The organism is Burkholderia thailandensis E264, from assembly GCF_000012365.1.
Taxonomy (GTDB): domain Bacteria; phylum Pseudomonadota; class Gammaproteobacteria; order Burkholderiales; family Burkholderiaceae; genus Burkholderia; species Burkholderia thailandensis.
In genome coordinates this window covers 2,735,737-2,749,900 of record NC_007650.1, presented here as the reverse complement: position 1 = coordinate 2,749,900, position 14,164 = coordinate 2,735,737, and the positions used below count along the sequence as shown (strand labels likewise).

At 69.0% G+C, this 14,164-nt stretch carries 12 protein-coding genes; 9 read left to right on the top strand and 3 right to left on the bottom strand.

The window, feature by feature from the left end; genetic code table 11:
- The first annotated feature begins 406 nt into the window (after window positions 1-406).
- A complete protein-coding gene (locus BTH_RS11465) occupies window positions 407-1,522 on the top strand; it encodes an OpgC domain-containing protein (protein WP_009894234.1) in 1,116 nt (371 codons plus the stop codon).
- Window positions 1,523-1,589: 67 nt separating this feature from the next.
- Here BTH_RS11465 and BTH_RS11460 read toward each other — a convergent pair whose 3' ends face one another.
- Window positions 1,590-3,053 (bottom strand): MmgE/PrpD family protein, encoded by a 1,464-nt coding sequence (locus tag BTH_RS11460; protein ID WP_009894233.1) that lies wholly within the window; start codon window positions 3,051-3,053, stop codon window positions 1,590-1,592.
- A 43-nt stretch (window positions 3,054-3,096) separates the two neighbouring features.
- Window positions 3,097-4,176 (bottom strand): porin, encoded by a 1,080-nt coding sequence (locus tag BTH_RS11455; RefSeq protein WP_009894232.1) that lies wholly within the window; start codon window positions 4,174-4,176, stop codon window positions 3,097-3,099.
- Here BTH_RS11455 and BTH_RS33505 point away from each other — a divergent pair.
- Entirely contained in the window at window positions 4,169-4,348 is a 180-nt protein-coding gene (locus BTH_RS33505) for a hypothetical protein (protein ID WP_127446344.1), read from the top strand. The two genes, BTH_RS11455 and BTH_RS33505, sit on opposite strands and share 8 nt — an antisense overlap.
- A 116-nt stretch (window positions 4,349-4,464) precedes the next feature.
- On the opposite strand, the gene BTH_RS11450 is transcribed toward BTH_RS33505, so the two are convergent.
- Window positions 4,465-5,370 carry an HpcH/HpaI aldolase/citrate lyase family protein gene (locus BTH_RS11450; RefSeq protein WP_009894230.1) on the bottom strand — a complete coding sequence of 302 codons (906 nt, stop codon included), beginning with the start codon at window positions 5,368-5,370 and terminating at the stop codon, window positions 4,465-4,467.
- Window positions 5,371-5,592: 222 nt separating this feature from the next.
- On the opposite strand from BTH_RS11450, the gene BTH_RS11445 reads away from it, so the two are divergent.
- The 7 genes from BTH_RS11445 to BTH_RS11415 all read left to right on the top strand — a co-directional run bounded on the left by BTH_RS11445 (window position 5,593) and on the right by BTH_RS11415 (window position 14,112).
- The gene (locus BTH_RS11445) at window positions 5,593-6,342 is read left to right on the top strand and encodes an IclR family transcriptional regulator (protein ID WP_009894228.1); all 750 of its coding nucleotides are present in this window, start codon (window positions 5,593-5,595) and stop codon (window positions 6,340-6,342) included.
- A 62-nt stretch (window positions 6,343-6,404) separates the two neighbouring features.
- Window positions 6,405-7,682 (top strand): CaiB/BaiF CoA transferase family protein, encoded by a 1,278-nt coding sequence (locus BTH_RS11440; RefSeq protein ID WP_009894225.1) that lies wholly within the window; start codon window positions 6,405-6,407, stop codon window positions 7,680-7,682.
- Window positions 7,683-7,746: 64 nt separating this feature from the next.
- On the top strand, window positions 7,747-8,754 hold the full coding sequence (locus tag BTH_RS11435) for a cyclase family protein (RefSeq protein WP_011401565.1): 1,008 nt from the start codon (window positions 7,747-7,749) through the stop codon (window positions 8,752-8,754).
- Window positions 8,755-8,850: 96 nt separating this feature from the next.
- On the top strand, window positions 8,851-10,299 hold the full coding sequence (locus BTH_RS11430) for an MFS transporter (RefSeq protein ID WP_009894224.1): 1,449 nt from the start codon (window positions 8,851-8,853) through the stop codon (window positions 10,297-10,299).
- Between the two features lie 543 nt (window positions 10,300-10,842).
- A complete protein-coding gene (locus BTH_RS11425; protein WP_009908162.1) occupies window positions 10,843-12,291 on the top strand; it encodes an MFS transporter in 1,449 nt (482 codons plus the stop codon).
- 11 nt (window positions 12,292-12,302) lie between these two features.
- Window positions 12,303-12,890 carry an isochorismatase family protein gene (locus BTH_RS11420; protein ID WP_011401564.1) on the top strand — a complete coding sequence of 196 codons (588 nt, stop codon included), beginning with the start codon at window positions 12,303-12,305 and terminating at the stop codon, window positions 12,888-12,890.
- Between the two features lie 58 nt (window positions 12,891-12,948).
- Window positions 12,949-14,112, top strand: a complete 1,164-nt coding sequence (locus BTH_RS11415) for a zinc-binding dehydrogenase (protein ID WP_009894221.1) — start codon at window positions 12,949-12,951, stop codon at window positions 14,110-14,112.
- Window positions 14,113-14,164: the final 52 nt, after the last annotated feature.

The following is a 14,164-nucleotide window of genomic DNA, read 5'->3' as shown; positions in this document are numbered from 1 at the left end:
GCGGACGTCGCGAAGCAATGCAGCGTGTGCGGCGCGCCGGATGACCGGTGCCCGATCTCGAGCCGCCGCCGTCGCGGCGGGCGCGCCGCATGTCCGCGCGCGGCGATGCTGCCCGACGCAGCGCTGTAATCCGCATGAAGATTTCGTTGCATTTTGTTACTTAGGGCATGCCCTGGGCGGCGATTAGAATTTTCAGACGGTTTCCTTCGCTTCTTCTTTCGCCCACCGGCCCGCCCATGAACGGTCATGTCTTCACGTCGCAGGGGCGCTGCGCCCTTACGTCGGCGCATCGCCGCGCATTTCGCCGGCAACCGCACTTCGTCGTAGCCGAACGGTTCGCGATCCCGAGTACCCGGTTTTCCGCCGACTGCCCGGCGTGCGCCGCGCGCATTGGCCCCGCCGCGCGATGAGCGGGTCCGCGATGTCTTCACAGGCGCCCGCCGCACGCTCGATCGAGGTGGACTTCTTTCGCGGCCTCGTGCTGCTCACGATCGTCGTCGATCACATCGGCGCGAGCGTGCTGTCGCGCGTGACGCTGCATGCATTCGCGCTGTGCGACGCGGCCGAGGTGTTCGTGTTCCTGGGCGGCTTCGCGACCGCGAGCGCGTTTCTCGCCGTCAGCGCGCGTCACGGCCCGGGCGCGGCGCGGCGGCGCTTCGTGCGCCGCGCCGCGCAGATCTACCGCGCGTTTCTCGCGACGTCGACGCTGATGCTCGTCGTATCGGCCGTGCTCGATCACTACGGGATCGACGCGCCGAACATGGCGCTCGACGACATCAGCGTGCTGCTCGCGTCGCCGCTCACCGGGCTCGTCGAGCTGCTGACGTTCAAGCGGCAGCCGTATCTCGCATCGGTGCTGCCGATGTACGTGCTGTTCGCGCTCGCGACGCCCGCGATCGTGCCGCTCGCGCGCGCGAAGCCGTGGTGGCTGCTGTTCGGCAGCGTGCTGATGTGGGGGTGCGCGCCGTGGCTCGCGGCCGAGCTGCTCGACACCGATTCGTTTCGCTGGAGCTTCAATCCGTTCGCGTGGCAACTGATGTTCGTGCTCGGCGCGCTGATGCGCTGCTGGCCGCTGCATCGCGACGTCGCGACGCGGCCGGGCGGCGCGGCGATCACGGCCATTGCGTTCGCGATCGTGCTCGCGTGCGCGTACTACAAGCTGTGCGCGGGGCTGCCGTTGCCGGAGGGCGAGCTCAAGCGCCATCTCGCATGGCCGCGCGTGATGAATTTCGTCGCGTTCGCGTGGCTGATGGCCGAACTCGTTCGCTACGGCTGGATCGCGCGGGTCGCGCGAGCGGCGCAGCCGGTGGTCGCGGTCGGACAGCGCGGGATGCCGTGCTTCGTCGCCGGCGCGGCGATCTCGCTGACGCTCGATTCGGTGCTGCACGGCGTGCGTGGCAACGCGCGCCTGCCGCAGCTCGGCATGGGCCTTGCCGCAGACGCGTGCGCGCTCGCGCTGATGCTGACCGTCGCGCACTCCGGTCCGCTGTTCCGGCGCAAGCGCCGGAGCGTCGCCGCGTGAAGTGGGCGGACGTGACGCGTCGCGAGCCCGTTTCGCGCGCGTTCGTCGCCCGCGTTGCGCGCGTCGCTCAGCCGGCGACGAAGAGCGGCGGCAGCGTCGCGACGTCGCTAAGCGCGTCGAGCCGCCAAATCTGGTCGAGCGCCGCGCGCATCCGCCGTGCGCTCAGGCGCGCGCCGCCGTTCTTCACGAATTTCGCTTCGAAATCCTCACGACGCATCGGCCGCGTCGGCGAGCCAGGCAGATCGTCGACCTGCTTCGCATAGACCGCGCCGTCGCGGCAATACGCGGTCACGCGATTGGCCGCGCGCGCCGGGTAGCCCGCCGTCAGCGCCGGATCTTCCTCGACGCGGATTTTCGCGATCAGCGCGCGCAGCGCCGGATCGTGCAGCGCGGCGTCCGAGAAGCTCGTGGTCCTGATGTCGCCGTCGAGCATCGCGCGCGCGACGACATACGGCAGGCTGTGGTCGGCGGTCTCGCGCGTCGACGGATTCCATTTCTCCGGCTCGCTGCCGGCCGTCACGTAGCCGACGTGCGTCGTGTGCACGTCAATGCGGCGGATTCGGCTCGGGTCGCCCGCTTGCGACGCGACGTCGAGCGCGGCCGGAATCGCGGTTTGCGTGAAGCCCTGCGCCGGGTAGTACTTGACGAAGCAGCGCGCGATCCTGAACGGCTCGCCGCGTCCGCCGAAGCGGTGCGTGTCGAGCTCGAACGGCCCCGACACCTGCCGGAAGAAACCCGCCTCGCCCTCGAAGATCGGCGACGGTCCGGTGAGCCCCGCGCGCGCGAGCAGTGTCGAGAACACCGCGTTGCGAGCGGCGTCCGCATCGGCGAGCGCCTTCCAGTTCGACAGTTCCTGCACGCGCGTCTGGTTCAGCGCGAGATGGCTGTTGAGCGACAAATTCACGGCCTGCGTGAGCGATTCGACTGGCATGCGCATCAGCTTGCCCGCCGCGAGTGCGGCGGCAGGCAGCGAGTAGCACGTGTGGTCCCAGCCGCGTGGGCTGATCGCGGCCGCGTCCATCAGCCGGCACGCGATCTCGTAGGCGAGCGCGATCGACAGGATCAGGTCGCGGCCGCTCGCGTGCTGCGCTTCGGCCACCGCGACGCACGCGGCGATGTTGTCGCTCGGATGGCCGATTTCGCGGCCCGCGTATGCGTCGTTGAAGTCGAAGTAGCGCAGTGCGGTGCCGGTGGCGAACGTCGCGAGATCGGGGCTCGTTCGCTCGGCGGTCCCGATGACCGTCGACGGTCCGCCGCCGATGCTGCGCGCCGCGTCGCGCGCGATGCGCACGGGCGGCTCGTCCAGCGCGGCAAGCGTGCAGCCGAGCGCGTCGATCAGATGCGACTTGACGGTGTCGATCGTCGCGGCGTCGAGATCCTCGTAGCGCAATCCGGCCGCGTATTCGGCGAGCTGCCGCGCGAGCGTGGGCGGCGTCGGGGCCGCGTTCGGCCGCGCGCGCGCGTCGAGCGGGGCGAGCGTTGCGGCGAGCGGCAGGCCGCCTGCGGCGGCGAGGAAATGACGTCGATTCATGGTGGTGAGGCTCCTGTGATGAAGGGATCGTGGCGCGCGAGGCTCAGAACAGCTTGCGCACGCCGACGGCGACGCCCGCGCTGCCGCAGCGGCCGCCGGCAAGCGAGTAATGGAGGAAGCCGTAGTTGTAGTCGTCGAAGTCGAGCGCCGCGTGGCGCGCGTAGCCGGCCGCCGCGTACAGCGTCGTCGTTTTCGACACGAAGTAGTTGAGCTGCAGCGTCGCCTGTTGCGGCGTGCCCGATGCGTGCCGCGCCGTCGGCGCGCTCGCCGGGTTTTGCGCGAGCACGCGCTGCGCGTATAGCGCGCCGACCAGTTGAACGACCGGCGTGATCGCCTCGCGCACGCCGATCCACCAGAACGCGTAGCGCGTGACGACCGACGGCGTCGCGACGCCTCCCTGCCCGTGCGCGACGCCCGCGATCAACTGCGTCGCCTCGACGGTCAGCATCGCGGCGGCCGCGTAGCGGCGGAAATGCGCGAAGCTGCCGGCTTGCGGCGTGTGCACGTCGTCGTACGCGAACGCGAACGACAGCGCGCCGCCCGTGTACTCGATGCCCGCGCCGTGCGCGGCGCTCGCCTGGAATGCGCCCGGCGCGTTGCTGAACGCGTAGTGCGCCTCGAACGTCAGCGGGCCGGCCGTCGCCAGATACTTGACGACGTTGTTTTCGCGGAAGTTGATGCCGACGATCGCGCCATCCGGTTCGTACAGCGTCGAATAGGCGCCCGTCGGCGAGTAGTGCTCCATGATGTCGAACAGTGTCGTGTACTGGCGGCCGAAGCGCAGCGTGCCCCAGCGCGGGTGCTCGAGCGCGATCCATGCGGAGCGGTCGAAGCCGCCGGCGCCCGTGCCGGCGCCGTTGTTCAGGTTGGTGCCGCTCTCGAGCCGGAACGTGGCGCGCCAGCCGTCGCCGAGCGCCTCCGTACCCTTGATGCCCCAGCGCGAGCCGCTCTTGCCGCCCGATCCCATCCGCGCGAGCGCGGCGGGCTCGCCATTCGCACTCGTCTGGTTCGTCGCGTACTCGATGTACGCGTCCGCGACGCCGTAAAGCGTGACGCTCGTTTGCGCGCATGCGCCGGCCGAAACGAGGCCGAGTCCGCAAAGCGCGGACAGTCGCTTGTCCATCGTTGTCTCCACCTATGTCCCGCTTCTTCTTCGAAATCGTTCTTCGTCGTGTTTGCTTTCGCTGCTGCTGTCGCTGCTCTTGCCGCTGCTATTTCGGTTCGCGGCCCATGCCGTCTTCGCGCTAGCCGCGTTTGGCGTTGCCGCTGCGATCGATCGCGTGCCGCATGTCTGAGTCGAACCCGGCCCGCGGCGCTTGAGCGGCGGCGCGGCGTTTCCCGAACACCGGGGCGGATCGGTCGCGTGTGTCGCCCGAACGGGCGTGTCGCGCGTATCGGAGGGCGGCGTGGTTCACGCCGCCGCGCTTCGTCGCGCGCGGCGCGCGATCGCGTCGGCGCGCGCGAGCACGTTGCGCGCGTGCGCGACGCCCGGTGCATCGACCATCCTGTCGCCGACGCGCAGCGCGCCGCGGCCGTTCGCGCGCGCGCCGTCGTAAGCGGCGACGATCTCGCGCGCGTTGCGGACCGCGGAGTCGGACGGCCGAAACGCGCGGTTGAGCGCGTCGACCTGCGCCGGATGGATGCACGTCGCGCCGGCGTAGCCGAGGTCCGCCGATTCGCGCGCGAGCCGCTCGAACGTATCGAGGTCGCGAATCTCGTCGAGCCCGCCGACGAGCCCAAGAGGCTGCACGCCCGCCGCGCGCGCGGCGATCACGAGCAGTTGCTTCGGCACGCGCAGCACGTCCGCGCGCGCCTCGGCGCCGCAATGCAGCGCGAAATCGCCGCCGCCGAGCATCATCGCGGCGATGCGCGGCGACGCGCGCGCAATCCGCTCCATCGCCTGGAATGCGCGGGGAGTTTCGATGATCGCGACGATCCGCGTGCGGCCTGCCGCGATGCCGTGCTCGGCTTCGAGCGCGCCGAGCAGTTCGTCGATCGCGTCGACGTGCGACGCGCCGCGCACCTTCGGCAACACGACGCCGCGCACGCCTGCCGCGAGCGCGGAACGCAGGTCCGCGACGAGCGGCTCGAGCGGCCCGTTCACACGCACGAGCACCTCGTGCCCGGCGGCGGCGAGGCCGGCCGCCGTGTCGGCGAGACCGTCGCGCGCAGGCGCTTTCCACTCGGGCGGCACGCTGTCTTCGAGATCGAGGATCAATGCGTCGGCGTCGCAGCCGGCCGCCTTCGCGACGAAGCGCGGCACGTGAGCGGGCACGTAGAGCAGTGAGCGCCAGACCGGCTCGTTCGGTGTTTTCATAATCGATAATAAAAAATGAAAGTCACTTTCATTTTTGTCGATTGTGGCGTAACGTCAAGTCTGTCGTTAACCCTGAGAAATAGGCTTCTCGGGTAAACAACGACGTGCTTATCCAGCTCAATCTGTTGTTTTCAACGGCTTCGTTTGTATAATGAAAGTGACTTTCAAAAATGTGATCGCGGCTGATTTGCGGTGCGAGACGGCCGTGACGACGAGGCAGACATGACGAATCAGACGGATGGCGGCGTAGCCGCGGTCAATCGGGCGCTGGCGGCGCTCGTCGCGTTCGGCGAAGCGCCGGGCGGCTTGACGCTCGCTCAGGTCAGCGAAGCGTCGGGCGTCAACATGAGCACGCTGCTGCGGATGTTCGAGTCGCTCGAGCGGTTTCGCTTCATCAAGCGGCTCAACGACGGCCGCTACGTGCTCGGGCCGGCGGTGTTCCAGCTCGGGATGATGTATCGCGAGTCGTTCCAGTTGCGCGAGCACGTCGTGCCCGTGCTCGACGCGCTCGGCGCGGAGACGGGCGAGACGACCGCATTTTACGTGCGCGAGGGCGACCAGCGCGTGTGCCTGTTCCGAGTGCATCCGCAGCGCGCGGTACGGACCTATCTGCGCGAGGGCGATCGCTATCCGCTCGACGTCGGCGCCGCGGGACGCGTGCTGCTCGCGTTTTCCGGCGCGCGCGGCGGCGGCTTCGACAAGACGGCCGCGCAGGGCTATGCGGTGTCGCTCGGCGAGCGTGATCCGGACAGTGCGGCGATCGCGTGCCCGGTGTTCGGCGTCGGGCGCGCGCTGATCGGCGCGCTGTCGCTCGGCGTGCCGCGCTTTCGCTTCAACAAGAAGGTGCAGGCCGATTACCTGCCGCGCGTGCAGGCCGCCGCGGACGCGCTCACGCATGTGCTCGGCGGCGATCTGCCGCCGGCGGCGGGCGTCGCGCAGGTCGTCGATCTGTTCGGCGCGGCGCACGAATGACCTGAGGACGGCGGCGGCCGGCGTGCGGCCGGTGACGGACCGGACTCGAATCGGAGGCAACGATGGATGTTCGACAAACGCAGGTCGAGGAGCGCGCGTCGCCGCGCCGCCGCGCAAACACGGGGCCGATTCATGCGAAGCGCTTCGACGCCGACGCGCGCGGCCCGCTTGCGGGCGTGCGCGTCGTCGATCTGTCGCGGCTGATGGCGGGCAACATGTTGAGCCTGCAGCTAGCGGATTTCGGCGCCGACGTCGTGAAGGTGGAGAACGAGCGCGGCGACACGCTGCGCGCGGTCGGCGCGGGCGGCGTCAGCACGAACTGGAAGGTGTACGGGCGCAACAAGCGCAGCGTGTGCGTCGATTTGCGCTCGGCCGACGGCATCGACATCGTCAAGCGGCTCGTGCGCGACGCCGACGTGTTCGTCGAGAGCTTCAAGCCGGGCGTGCTCGAGCAGATGGGCCTCGGGCCGGACGTGCTGCTCGCGCTGCGCCCGTCGCTCGTGATCGCGCGCATTTCCGGCTGGGGACAGACGGGCCCGTATCGGCACAAGCCGGGCTTCGGCACGCTGGCCGAAGGTTACGCGGGCTTCGCGTCGATCAACGGCTTCGCGGATCGCGAGCCGGTGCTGCCGCCGATGTTTCTCGGCGACATGACGGCCGGGCTGTCCGGCGCGATCGCGGTGCTGGTCGCGCTGCACGCATGCCGCGACGGCGCGACGGGGCAGGTGATCGACGTATCGCTGTTCGAGCCGCTGTTCTCGATTCTCGGGCCGGCCGCCGCGAACTACGTGCTGACGGGGCGCGTGAAGGAGCGCACCGGCAGCCGTTCGTCGAACACCGCGCCGCGCAACGCGTACCGCACGCGCGACGACAAGTGGCTGTGTCTGTCGAGCTCGACGCAGGGCATGGCCGAGCGGCTGTTTCGCGCGATCGGCCGCGCGGACCTGATCGACGATCCGCGCTACGCGACGAACGTGCAGCGCGTGCAGCACGCGGGCGAGCTCGATGCGATCGTCGGCGCGTTCGTCGCCGAACGCGATCTCGCCGACAACCTCGCGTTCTTCGAGAAGAGCGGCGTGACGGTCGGGCCGATACTCGACATCGCGCAGATCGTTCAGGATCGCTACGTGATTGAACGCGAGGCGCTCGTCGAGCTGCCCGACGATGACGTTGGCAGCTTGCCGATGCACGGCGTCGTGCCGCGCCTGTCCGGCACGCCGGGCGGATTCAGGCGTGCCGCGCCGAGGCTTGGCGAGCACAACCGCGAGATTCTGCTGCCGTTGCTCGGCGCGCACGAGTACGCGCGGCTCGCCCGCAACGGCGTGATTCGGCCCGAGTGAGGCCGCCAGTCGCGCATCGCGCCGAGCACGCGGCGCGATGCAGCGCGATCGAGGAGACGCATCGATGGAACGACGGTGGAGACGGCGCCCGGCGGGGTCGAACTGGGGCGAGTTCGGGGATGAGGACGAGAAGGGCAGGCTGAACTGGCTGACGGAGCGCAAGGTTCTGGAGGGGCTGGCGGAGGTGAAGGCGGGGAAGGTGTTTTCGCTGAGCCTGCCGCTGGATGTTCCGCGTGGGGGTGGGCTGAACGCTCGGCGGCAGCCGCCGCGGGTGATGGCGGCGCAACTGGGCGGCCGGCCGTATTTCGGCTACCGGGCGGACGAGTCGGCGCGCAACGCGACGGACGTGGTGTGCGACGACGCGTTCTGCGTGCACTCGCAATACTCGACGCAGTGGGATGCGCTGTCGCACGTGGGCGGGGTGTTCGACGCGGACGACGACGGTCATGCGGAGGTGGTGTTCTACAACGGCTACCGGTTGGGCGAGCACATGGTGGTGCCGAAGGAGGGGGACAGCGAGGGAGGCGCGCACGCGCTGGGGATAGAGGTGATGGCGCAGACGGGGGTGCAGGGTCGCGGGGTGCTGATCGACTTGTGGCACCACTACGGAGACGAACGTCGCAAGGTGGGCTACGAGGCGCTGATGCGGGTGCTGGAGGCGGATCGCGTGGAAGTGGAGCGTGGGGACATGGTGTGCGTGCACACGGGGTTCGCGGAGCGATTGCTGGGAGAGGAGGCTGGGTCGTTGACGGGGGGCTGCGTGCTGGACGGAGAGGACGGGCGGCTGCTGAAGTGGGTGGACGAGAGCGGGCTGTCGGTGCTGGCGGCGGACAATCACGCGGTGGAGGAGCGGCCTGGGGTGTTGAAGTCGAGGGAGAGGCCGGGTGCGCTGATGCCGTTGCATGAGCTGTGTCTGTTCAAGCTGGGCATACATCTCGGCGAGCTGTGGAGGCTGACGCCGCTGGCGCAGTGGCTGCGAAGGGAAGGGCGCAGCCGGTTTCTGCTGACGGCGCCGCCGCTGCACATTCGCGGGCTGGTGGGCTCGCCCGTCAATCCGGTCGCGACGGTTTGACTTCGAGGCATCGGCCATCGGCTTGAATCGTCAGCATTCCAACTCAATTTCGAATAGCCGGCGCGCCTGACGACGCCGGATCATGGAGGAGACGCCATGTCGGATGTCCAAGCTGCATCGCTCGCGGCGCGCATCGATCGCCTGCCCGCGACCGCGACGATCTGGAAGCTCGTCTGGGTGCTGAGCATCGGCGGCTTCTTCGAGGTGTACGACCTGTTCCAGATGACTTATCTGCCTGCCGGCATGATCCGCGACGGCATCTTTCACGCGGGCGCGCGCGGCGCGTTCGGCATCTCGGATCAGGGCGCGCTCGGCGCGGTGACGTTCGCGGGCCTGTTCATCGGCGAGATGTTCGTGTCGCGCCTCGCCGACCGCTTCGGGCGCCGCGCGTTGTTCACGGGCTCGCTGCTGCTCTATACGGCCGCGAGCGTCGCGATGTGCGTGCAGTCGAGCGCGCTCGGCGTTCTCGCGTGCCGATTCGTCGCGAGCTGCGGCGTCGGCGCGGAGCTGATCACGATCGGCGCGTTCCTGTCGGAGCTCGTGCCGAAAGCCGTGCGCGGCCGCGCGTTCGCGGTGTGCTTCGCGATCGGCTATCTCGCGATGCCGGTGCTCGCGTTCGTGTCGTGGCTGTGGGTGCCACGCGCGCCGCTCGGCATATCGGGATGGCGCTGGGTGGTGGCGCTCGGCGGCAGCGGCGCGCTCGTCGTCTGGTGGCTGCAGTCGCGCCTGCCCGAGTCGCCGCGCTGGCTTGCGGAGCGCGGCCGAGCCGCGCAGGCCGATGCGATCCTGAGCCGGCTCGAAGCGGCCGTCGAGCGCGAGGCCGGCCGGCCGCTGCCGCCCGTCGACACGCCGCGCCATGCGGTTGCATCGCCGCGTCGCGCGTCGATGTGGGACCCCGACAACCGCGGCCGCACGGCGATGCTGATCGTATTCAACGCATTCCTGAGCATCGGCTTCTTCGGCTTCAGCCAATGGCTGCCGACGCTGCTCGCCGCGCAGGGCGCGTCGGTGATGAAGAGCCTCTGGTATGCGTTCGTGATCGCGTTCGCGTATCCGGTTTCGCCGTTTGCCGCCGCAGCGCTCGCGGATCGGATCGAGCGCAAATGGCTGATCGTCGCGGCCGCGTTCGGCGTCGCGCTGTTCGGCACCGGCTTTGCGATGTCCGCGCATCCCGCCGCGGTGATCGCGTTCGGCGTGCTCGTCACGCTGTGCAACACAGTGCTTGCGAGCAATGCGACCGCGTACCAGTCCGAGGTGTTCCCCACCCGAATCCGCAGCCGCGCGCTCGGCTTCGTGCATTCGATCGGGCGGCTCACCGGCATCGCGAGCAGCTTTCTCGTCGCGCTGCTGATCGAGCATGCGGGCGTAGCGGCGGTGTTCGTGCTGATCGGCGCGAGCATGGCGATCGTGATGCTGTCGATCGGCGCGTTCGGTCCGAGGACGAACCATCGTTCGCTGGAGGACATCGTCGGCCGCGCGGACGGGCCCGCCGCGAGCGGCGCGTGTCGAGCGGCGTCGGGCGATGCGCGGCAGACGATTGGCTGATGCTCCGGCCGGGCCTGCGGATGGGGGCTTCATCGCGCATCGATGTGCAATGCATCGGTGCGCGCAGCGAAACAGCACGACGCAGCGATGCTGCGCGAAGCGCGGCCGCCAGCCGTTCGTTGCACGGCGTCGCCCGGAATTATCAGCGGCCGGCCTGCCGATCGTCATGCGCGGAAACGATGCCTGAGCAGTGCGCACAAACGCGAGATGGCGCAATCGATAGATGAAGCGTTCGCGTAACGCCTGCGCGTACCGGTTCCGTTTCCGGCATGCGTTCCGGCGCGGGAACACCCCCGCTCATCACGCGCGTCCATGCCGCGCATTCTCTATCGGCATGCGGTGCTGCGGCGCGCCAGCACGGCCTGGCAAGCCCATTCCAAAAACGCACTAAACCGGGTGCGGCGCCCGCTGCGCGCGGAACGCACATTCCCCGCATGAATGTGTGCATCGCAACAATCCATTTCAAATGACGCATGCGAATCGCTATCGTGAACGCCACGTTCAACTCCGATCGCGTCCGAAGCGGCGCCACGCGAAGCCACCATGAAGCTGGACCGAAACGACACCCTGACCGATGCGCACGGCGGCGCGCCGGGCAAGCGCGCACGCTCGCTGTCGCGCACGCTCGTGCTGCCGATCGTGCTAGGCACGCTGCTCAACGCGCTGAATTCGTCGATGATCGCGGTCGCGCTCGTCGACATCCGGCGCGCGTTCGCCGGCGGCGGCAACGTCGACGTCATGTGGCTCGTGTCGGGCCTCTATCTCGCGACCGCGGTCGGCCAGCCGATGATGGGCCGGCTCGCGGACAGTTTCGGCGCGAAGCGGATCTTTCTCGCCGGGCTCGCGATCGTGCTGGCCGCCGCCGCGCTCGCGCCGTGGGCGCCGTCGCTCGGTTGGCTCGTCGCGGCGCGCGTGATGCTCGGCATCGGCACGTCGGCCGCGTATCCGGCCGGCATCGCGATGATCCGCGCATGGTCGCAGCGGCATGCGCAGGGCGCGACGCCGACAAGCAGCCTCGGCGCGATCTCGATCGCCGCGCAGGTGGCCGTCGCATTCGGCCCGCCGCTCGGCGGCCTGCTCGTGCAGTACGCCGGCTGGCGCGGCGTGTTCTGGGTCAACGTGCCGCTCGTCGTCGTCGCGTTCGCGCTCGGCACGACGTGGCTGCCGGCCGACGCCCCGCGCGCGGAGCGCCGCCGCGCGAGCCTGCGCGAGCAGGACTGGCTCGGCGCCGCGCTGTTCGTCGCGACGCTCGCGAGCCTGCTGTCGTTCCTGCAAACCGCGTTCGGCGCGCCCGACTGGGTGCTGCTCGGCGCGTGTGTCGCATGCGGCGCGCTGCTCGTCGGCCACGAGCGCCGCGTCGCCCAGCCGCTCGTCGACGTCCGGATGCTGGCCGGCAATCGCCCGCTTGTCGCGACGTATCTGCGCTGCATCGGCACGTACATGGTGTTCTACGCGATCTTCTATTCGCTGCCGATGTGGCTTCAGGACGTGAAGCACCTTGCCGCGCGCGACGCCGGCCTCGTGATGCTGCCGATCTCCGCGTTCGGCACGATCACGACGCTCGTCGCGACGCGGCTCACGCATCGCCGCGGATCGCGCCCGGTGCTGGTGTTCGGCTCCGCGATGCTGTGCGTCGGCTGCGGCGTGATGGCACTGATGTCGGCCGACATGCCGGTGTGGGCGATCGTCCCGCTGTCGATCGTGTTCGGGATTCCGAACGGATTCAACAATCTCGGCAACCAGGCGACGCTCTACCGGAGCGCGCCGGGCGAGCGGATCGGCGCGGCGGCGGGCCTCTACCGGACCGCGCAGTACGTCGGCGGCGGTCTGTCGTTCGCGCTCGTGGGCATTGCGTTCGGCCATGCGGCGAGCGATCGAGGGCTGCACGCGCTCGCGATCGCGCTGCTCGCCGTGAGCGCGCTGCTGCTGTTCAACGCGGCGTCGAGCCCGCACGTCGACGCCGCCCCCCAACCCATTCCCCAACAGAAGTGAGATCGATTGACATGTCCATTCCTACGCTCAATCCGACTGTCGCTCTTGTGGCGATCGACCTGCAGAACGGCATCGTTGTGCTGCCCGTGGTGCCCCAATCGGGCGGCGACGTGGTTGCGAAGACGGCGGAGCTCGCGAACGCGTTCCGCGCGCGCAAGCTGCCGGTGATTTTCGTGCACACGAGCTATCAGCCGGACGGCGCGGTCGCGCTGAAGGTGAAGACCGACGTGCCGCCTTCGCCGCCGAACCTCGATCCCGAATGGAGCGCGTTCGCGCCGGCGCTCGGCGTGCAGCCGCTCGACGTCGTCGTCACGAAGCATCAGTGGGGCGCGTTCACGGGCACCGATCTCGACGTGCAGTTGCGCCGCCGCGGGATCACCGACATCGTGCTGACCGGCATCGCGACGAACATCGGCGTCGAGTCGACCGCACGCGAGGCTTACGAAAACAACTACAACGTCGTCGTCGTCAGCGACGCGGTCAGCACGTGGTCGACCGACGCGCAGACCTTCGCGCTCACGCAGATCTTCCCGAAGCTCGGGCAGGTGGCGACGGCGGCCGACGTCGAGGCGGCACTGGAGACGCAGCAGACGCGCTGAAGCGGCGAGCCCGCGCAACGCGCATTCCCCAACGTTTGCCATCCATCGAGGACAAGTGATGATCACGACTGAAGCATGGGTGCTGTATGCCGGCCCCGAACAGACGAAGAAGCACGCGCCGGTGCCCGGCGAGCTGCGCCGGGAGACGTTCCAGTTCGCCGGTCTTGAGGATGACGAAGCGCTCGTCGAGCCGCTGTACGGCTCGTGGGAGGCGAATCTCGATCACGCGCTGTCGCGCAACCCGGTCGACATCTGCCGCCAGCGCGGCGAAGAGAAGATCGTGCTCGGCAACGGCGCGCTCGTGCGCGTCGTCGATCGCGGCCGCGGCGCAAAGCACCCGGAGATCGGCGAGATCTGCATGGTGATGCCGTTCGGCAAGCGCGATCAATACGGCTTCGCGGAGCTCGTCTACGCATACGACGCGCCGGGAACGATCGGCGTGATGGCGCGGCGCACGAAGATCCGCGCGGACAATCTCGTGCCGGTGCCGAAGGGCAGCCGCCATTCGCTGCTGCAATGGGCGACCTACGGCCGCTACTTCACCGCGTGGGACAACTGGAAAGTCGCGTCGAAGTGCTGGCGCGCGCAATTGCCGGACGTCGATCCGGCCGACTATCTGGTGTTCGGATGGGGCGGCGGCACGACGCTCGCGGAGTTGCAACTGGCCAAGCGCGAGGGCTTTCGCGTCGCGATGACGGCGAGCGGCGACAAGCGCCTCGCCGACATCGAGAAGCTCGGCATCACGCCCGTCGACCGGCGCCGTTTCCCGCATCTCGCGTACGACGAGGAACGCTACCGCAGCGATCCGGAATATCAGGCTCACTACCGCGCGTCGGAGAGCGCATTCGCCGAGATCATCGGCGAGCTGAGCGGCGGGCGTGGTGTCGCGATTTTCCTCGACAACCTCGGCGGCGCGCTCTATCGCGCGACGATGCGCGTGATCGGCCGCACCGGGATCGTCGCGACGGTCGGCTGGAAAACCGGCATGCGGCTCTGGAACCTGCGCGCGACCGAGTGCATCAACCGCCGGCTGCACATTCACACGCACGCATGGCGATACGACGATAGCGAGGCGATCCGCGACTTCCAGGAATCGTCCGACTGGGTCGGGCCGGAGCCGACCGAGATATACGGCTTCGACGACGTGCCGGCGCTCGCGTCCGACTACGTCAACGGGAAGATCAAGACGTATTTCCCGCTGTATCAGGTCAATCCCGTCTGACGAACCGGCGTCGTCCGGGGCGATGCGCATCGGACGACGATTAGTCATCCAA

Excerpts from the sequence above, each read along its gene's own strand:
- BTH_RS11415 (WP_009894221.1), top strand. The coding sequence starts at position 12,949 with ATGATCACGACTGAAGCATGGGTGCTGTATGCCGGCCCCGAACAGACG.
- BTH_RS11425 (WP_009908162.1), top strand. The coding sequence starts at position 10,843 with ATGAAGCTGGACCGAAACGACACCCTGACCGATGCGCACGGCGGCGCG.
- BTH_RS11450 (WP_009894230.1), bottom strand. The coding sequence starts at position 5,370 with ATGAAAACACCGAACGAGCCGGTCTGGCGCTCACTGCTCTACGTGCCC.
- BTH_RS11455 (WP_009894232.1), bottom strand. The coding sequence starts at position 4,176 with ATGGACAAGCGACTGTCCGCGCTTTGCGGACTCGGCCTCGTTTCGGCC.
- BTH_RS11460 (WP_009894233.1), bottom strand. The coding sequence starts at position 3,053 with ATGAATCGACGTCATTTCCTCGCCGCCGCAGGCGGCCTGCCGCTCGCC.
- BTH_RS11440 (WP_009894225.1), top strand. The coding sequence starts at position 6,405 with ATGGATGTTCGACAAACGCAGGTCGAGGAGCGCGCGTCGCCGCGCCGC.
- BTH_RS11465 (WP_009894234.1), top strand. The coding sequence starts at position 407 with ATGAGCGGGTCCGCGATGTCTTCACAGGCGCCCGCCGCACGCTCGATC.
- BTH_RS11435 (WP_011401565.1), top strand. The coding sequence starts at position 7,747 with ATGGAACGACGGTGGAGACGGCGCCCGGCGGGGTCGAACTGGGGCGAG.
- BTH_RS11445 (WP_009894228.1), top strand. The coding sequence starts at position 5,593 with ATGACGAATCAGACGGATGGCGGCGTAGCCGCGGTCAATCGGGCGCTG.
- BTH_RS11420 (WP_011401564.1), top strand. The coding sequence starts at position 12,303 with ATGTCCATTCCTACGCTCAATCCGACTGTCGCTCTTGTGGCGATCGAC.
- BTH_RS11430 (WP_009894224.1), top strand. The coding sequence starts at position 8,851 with ATGTCGGATGTCCAAGCTGCATCGCTCGCGGCGCGCATCGATCGCCTG.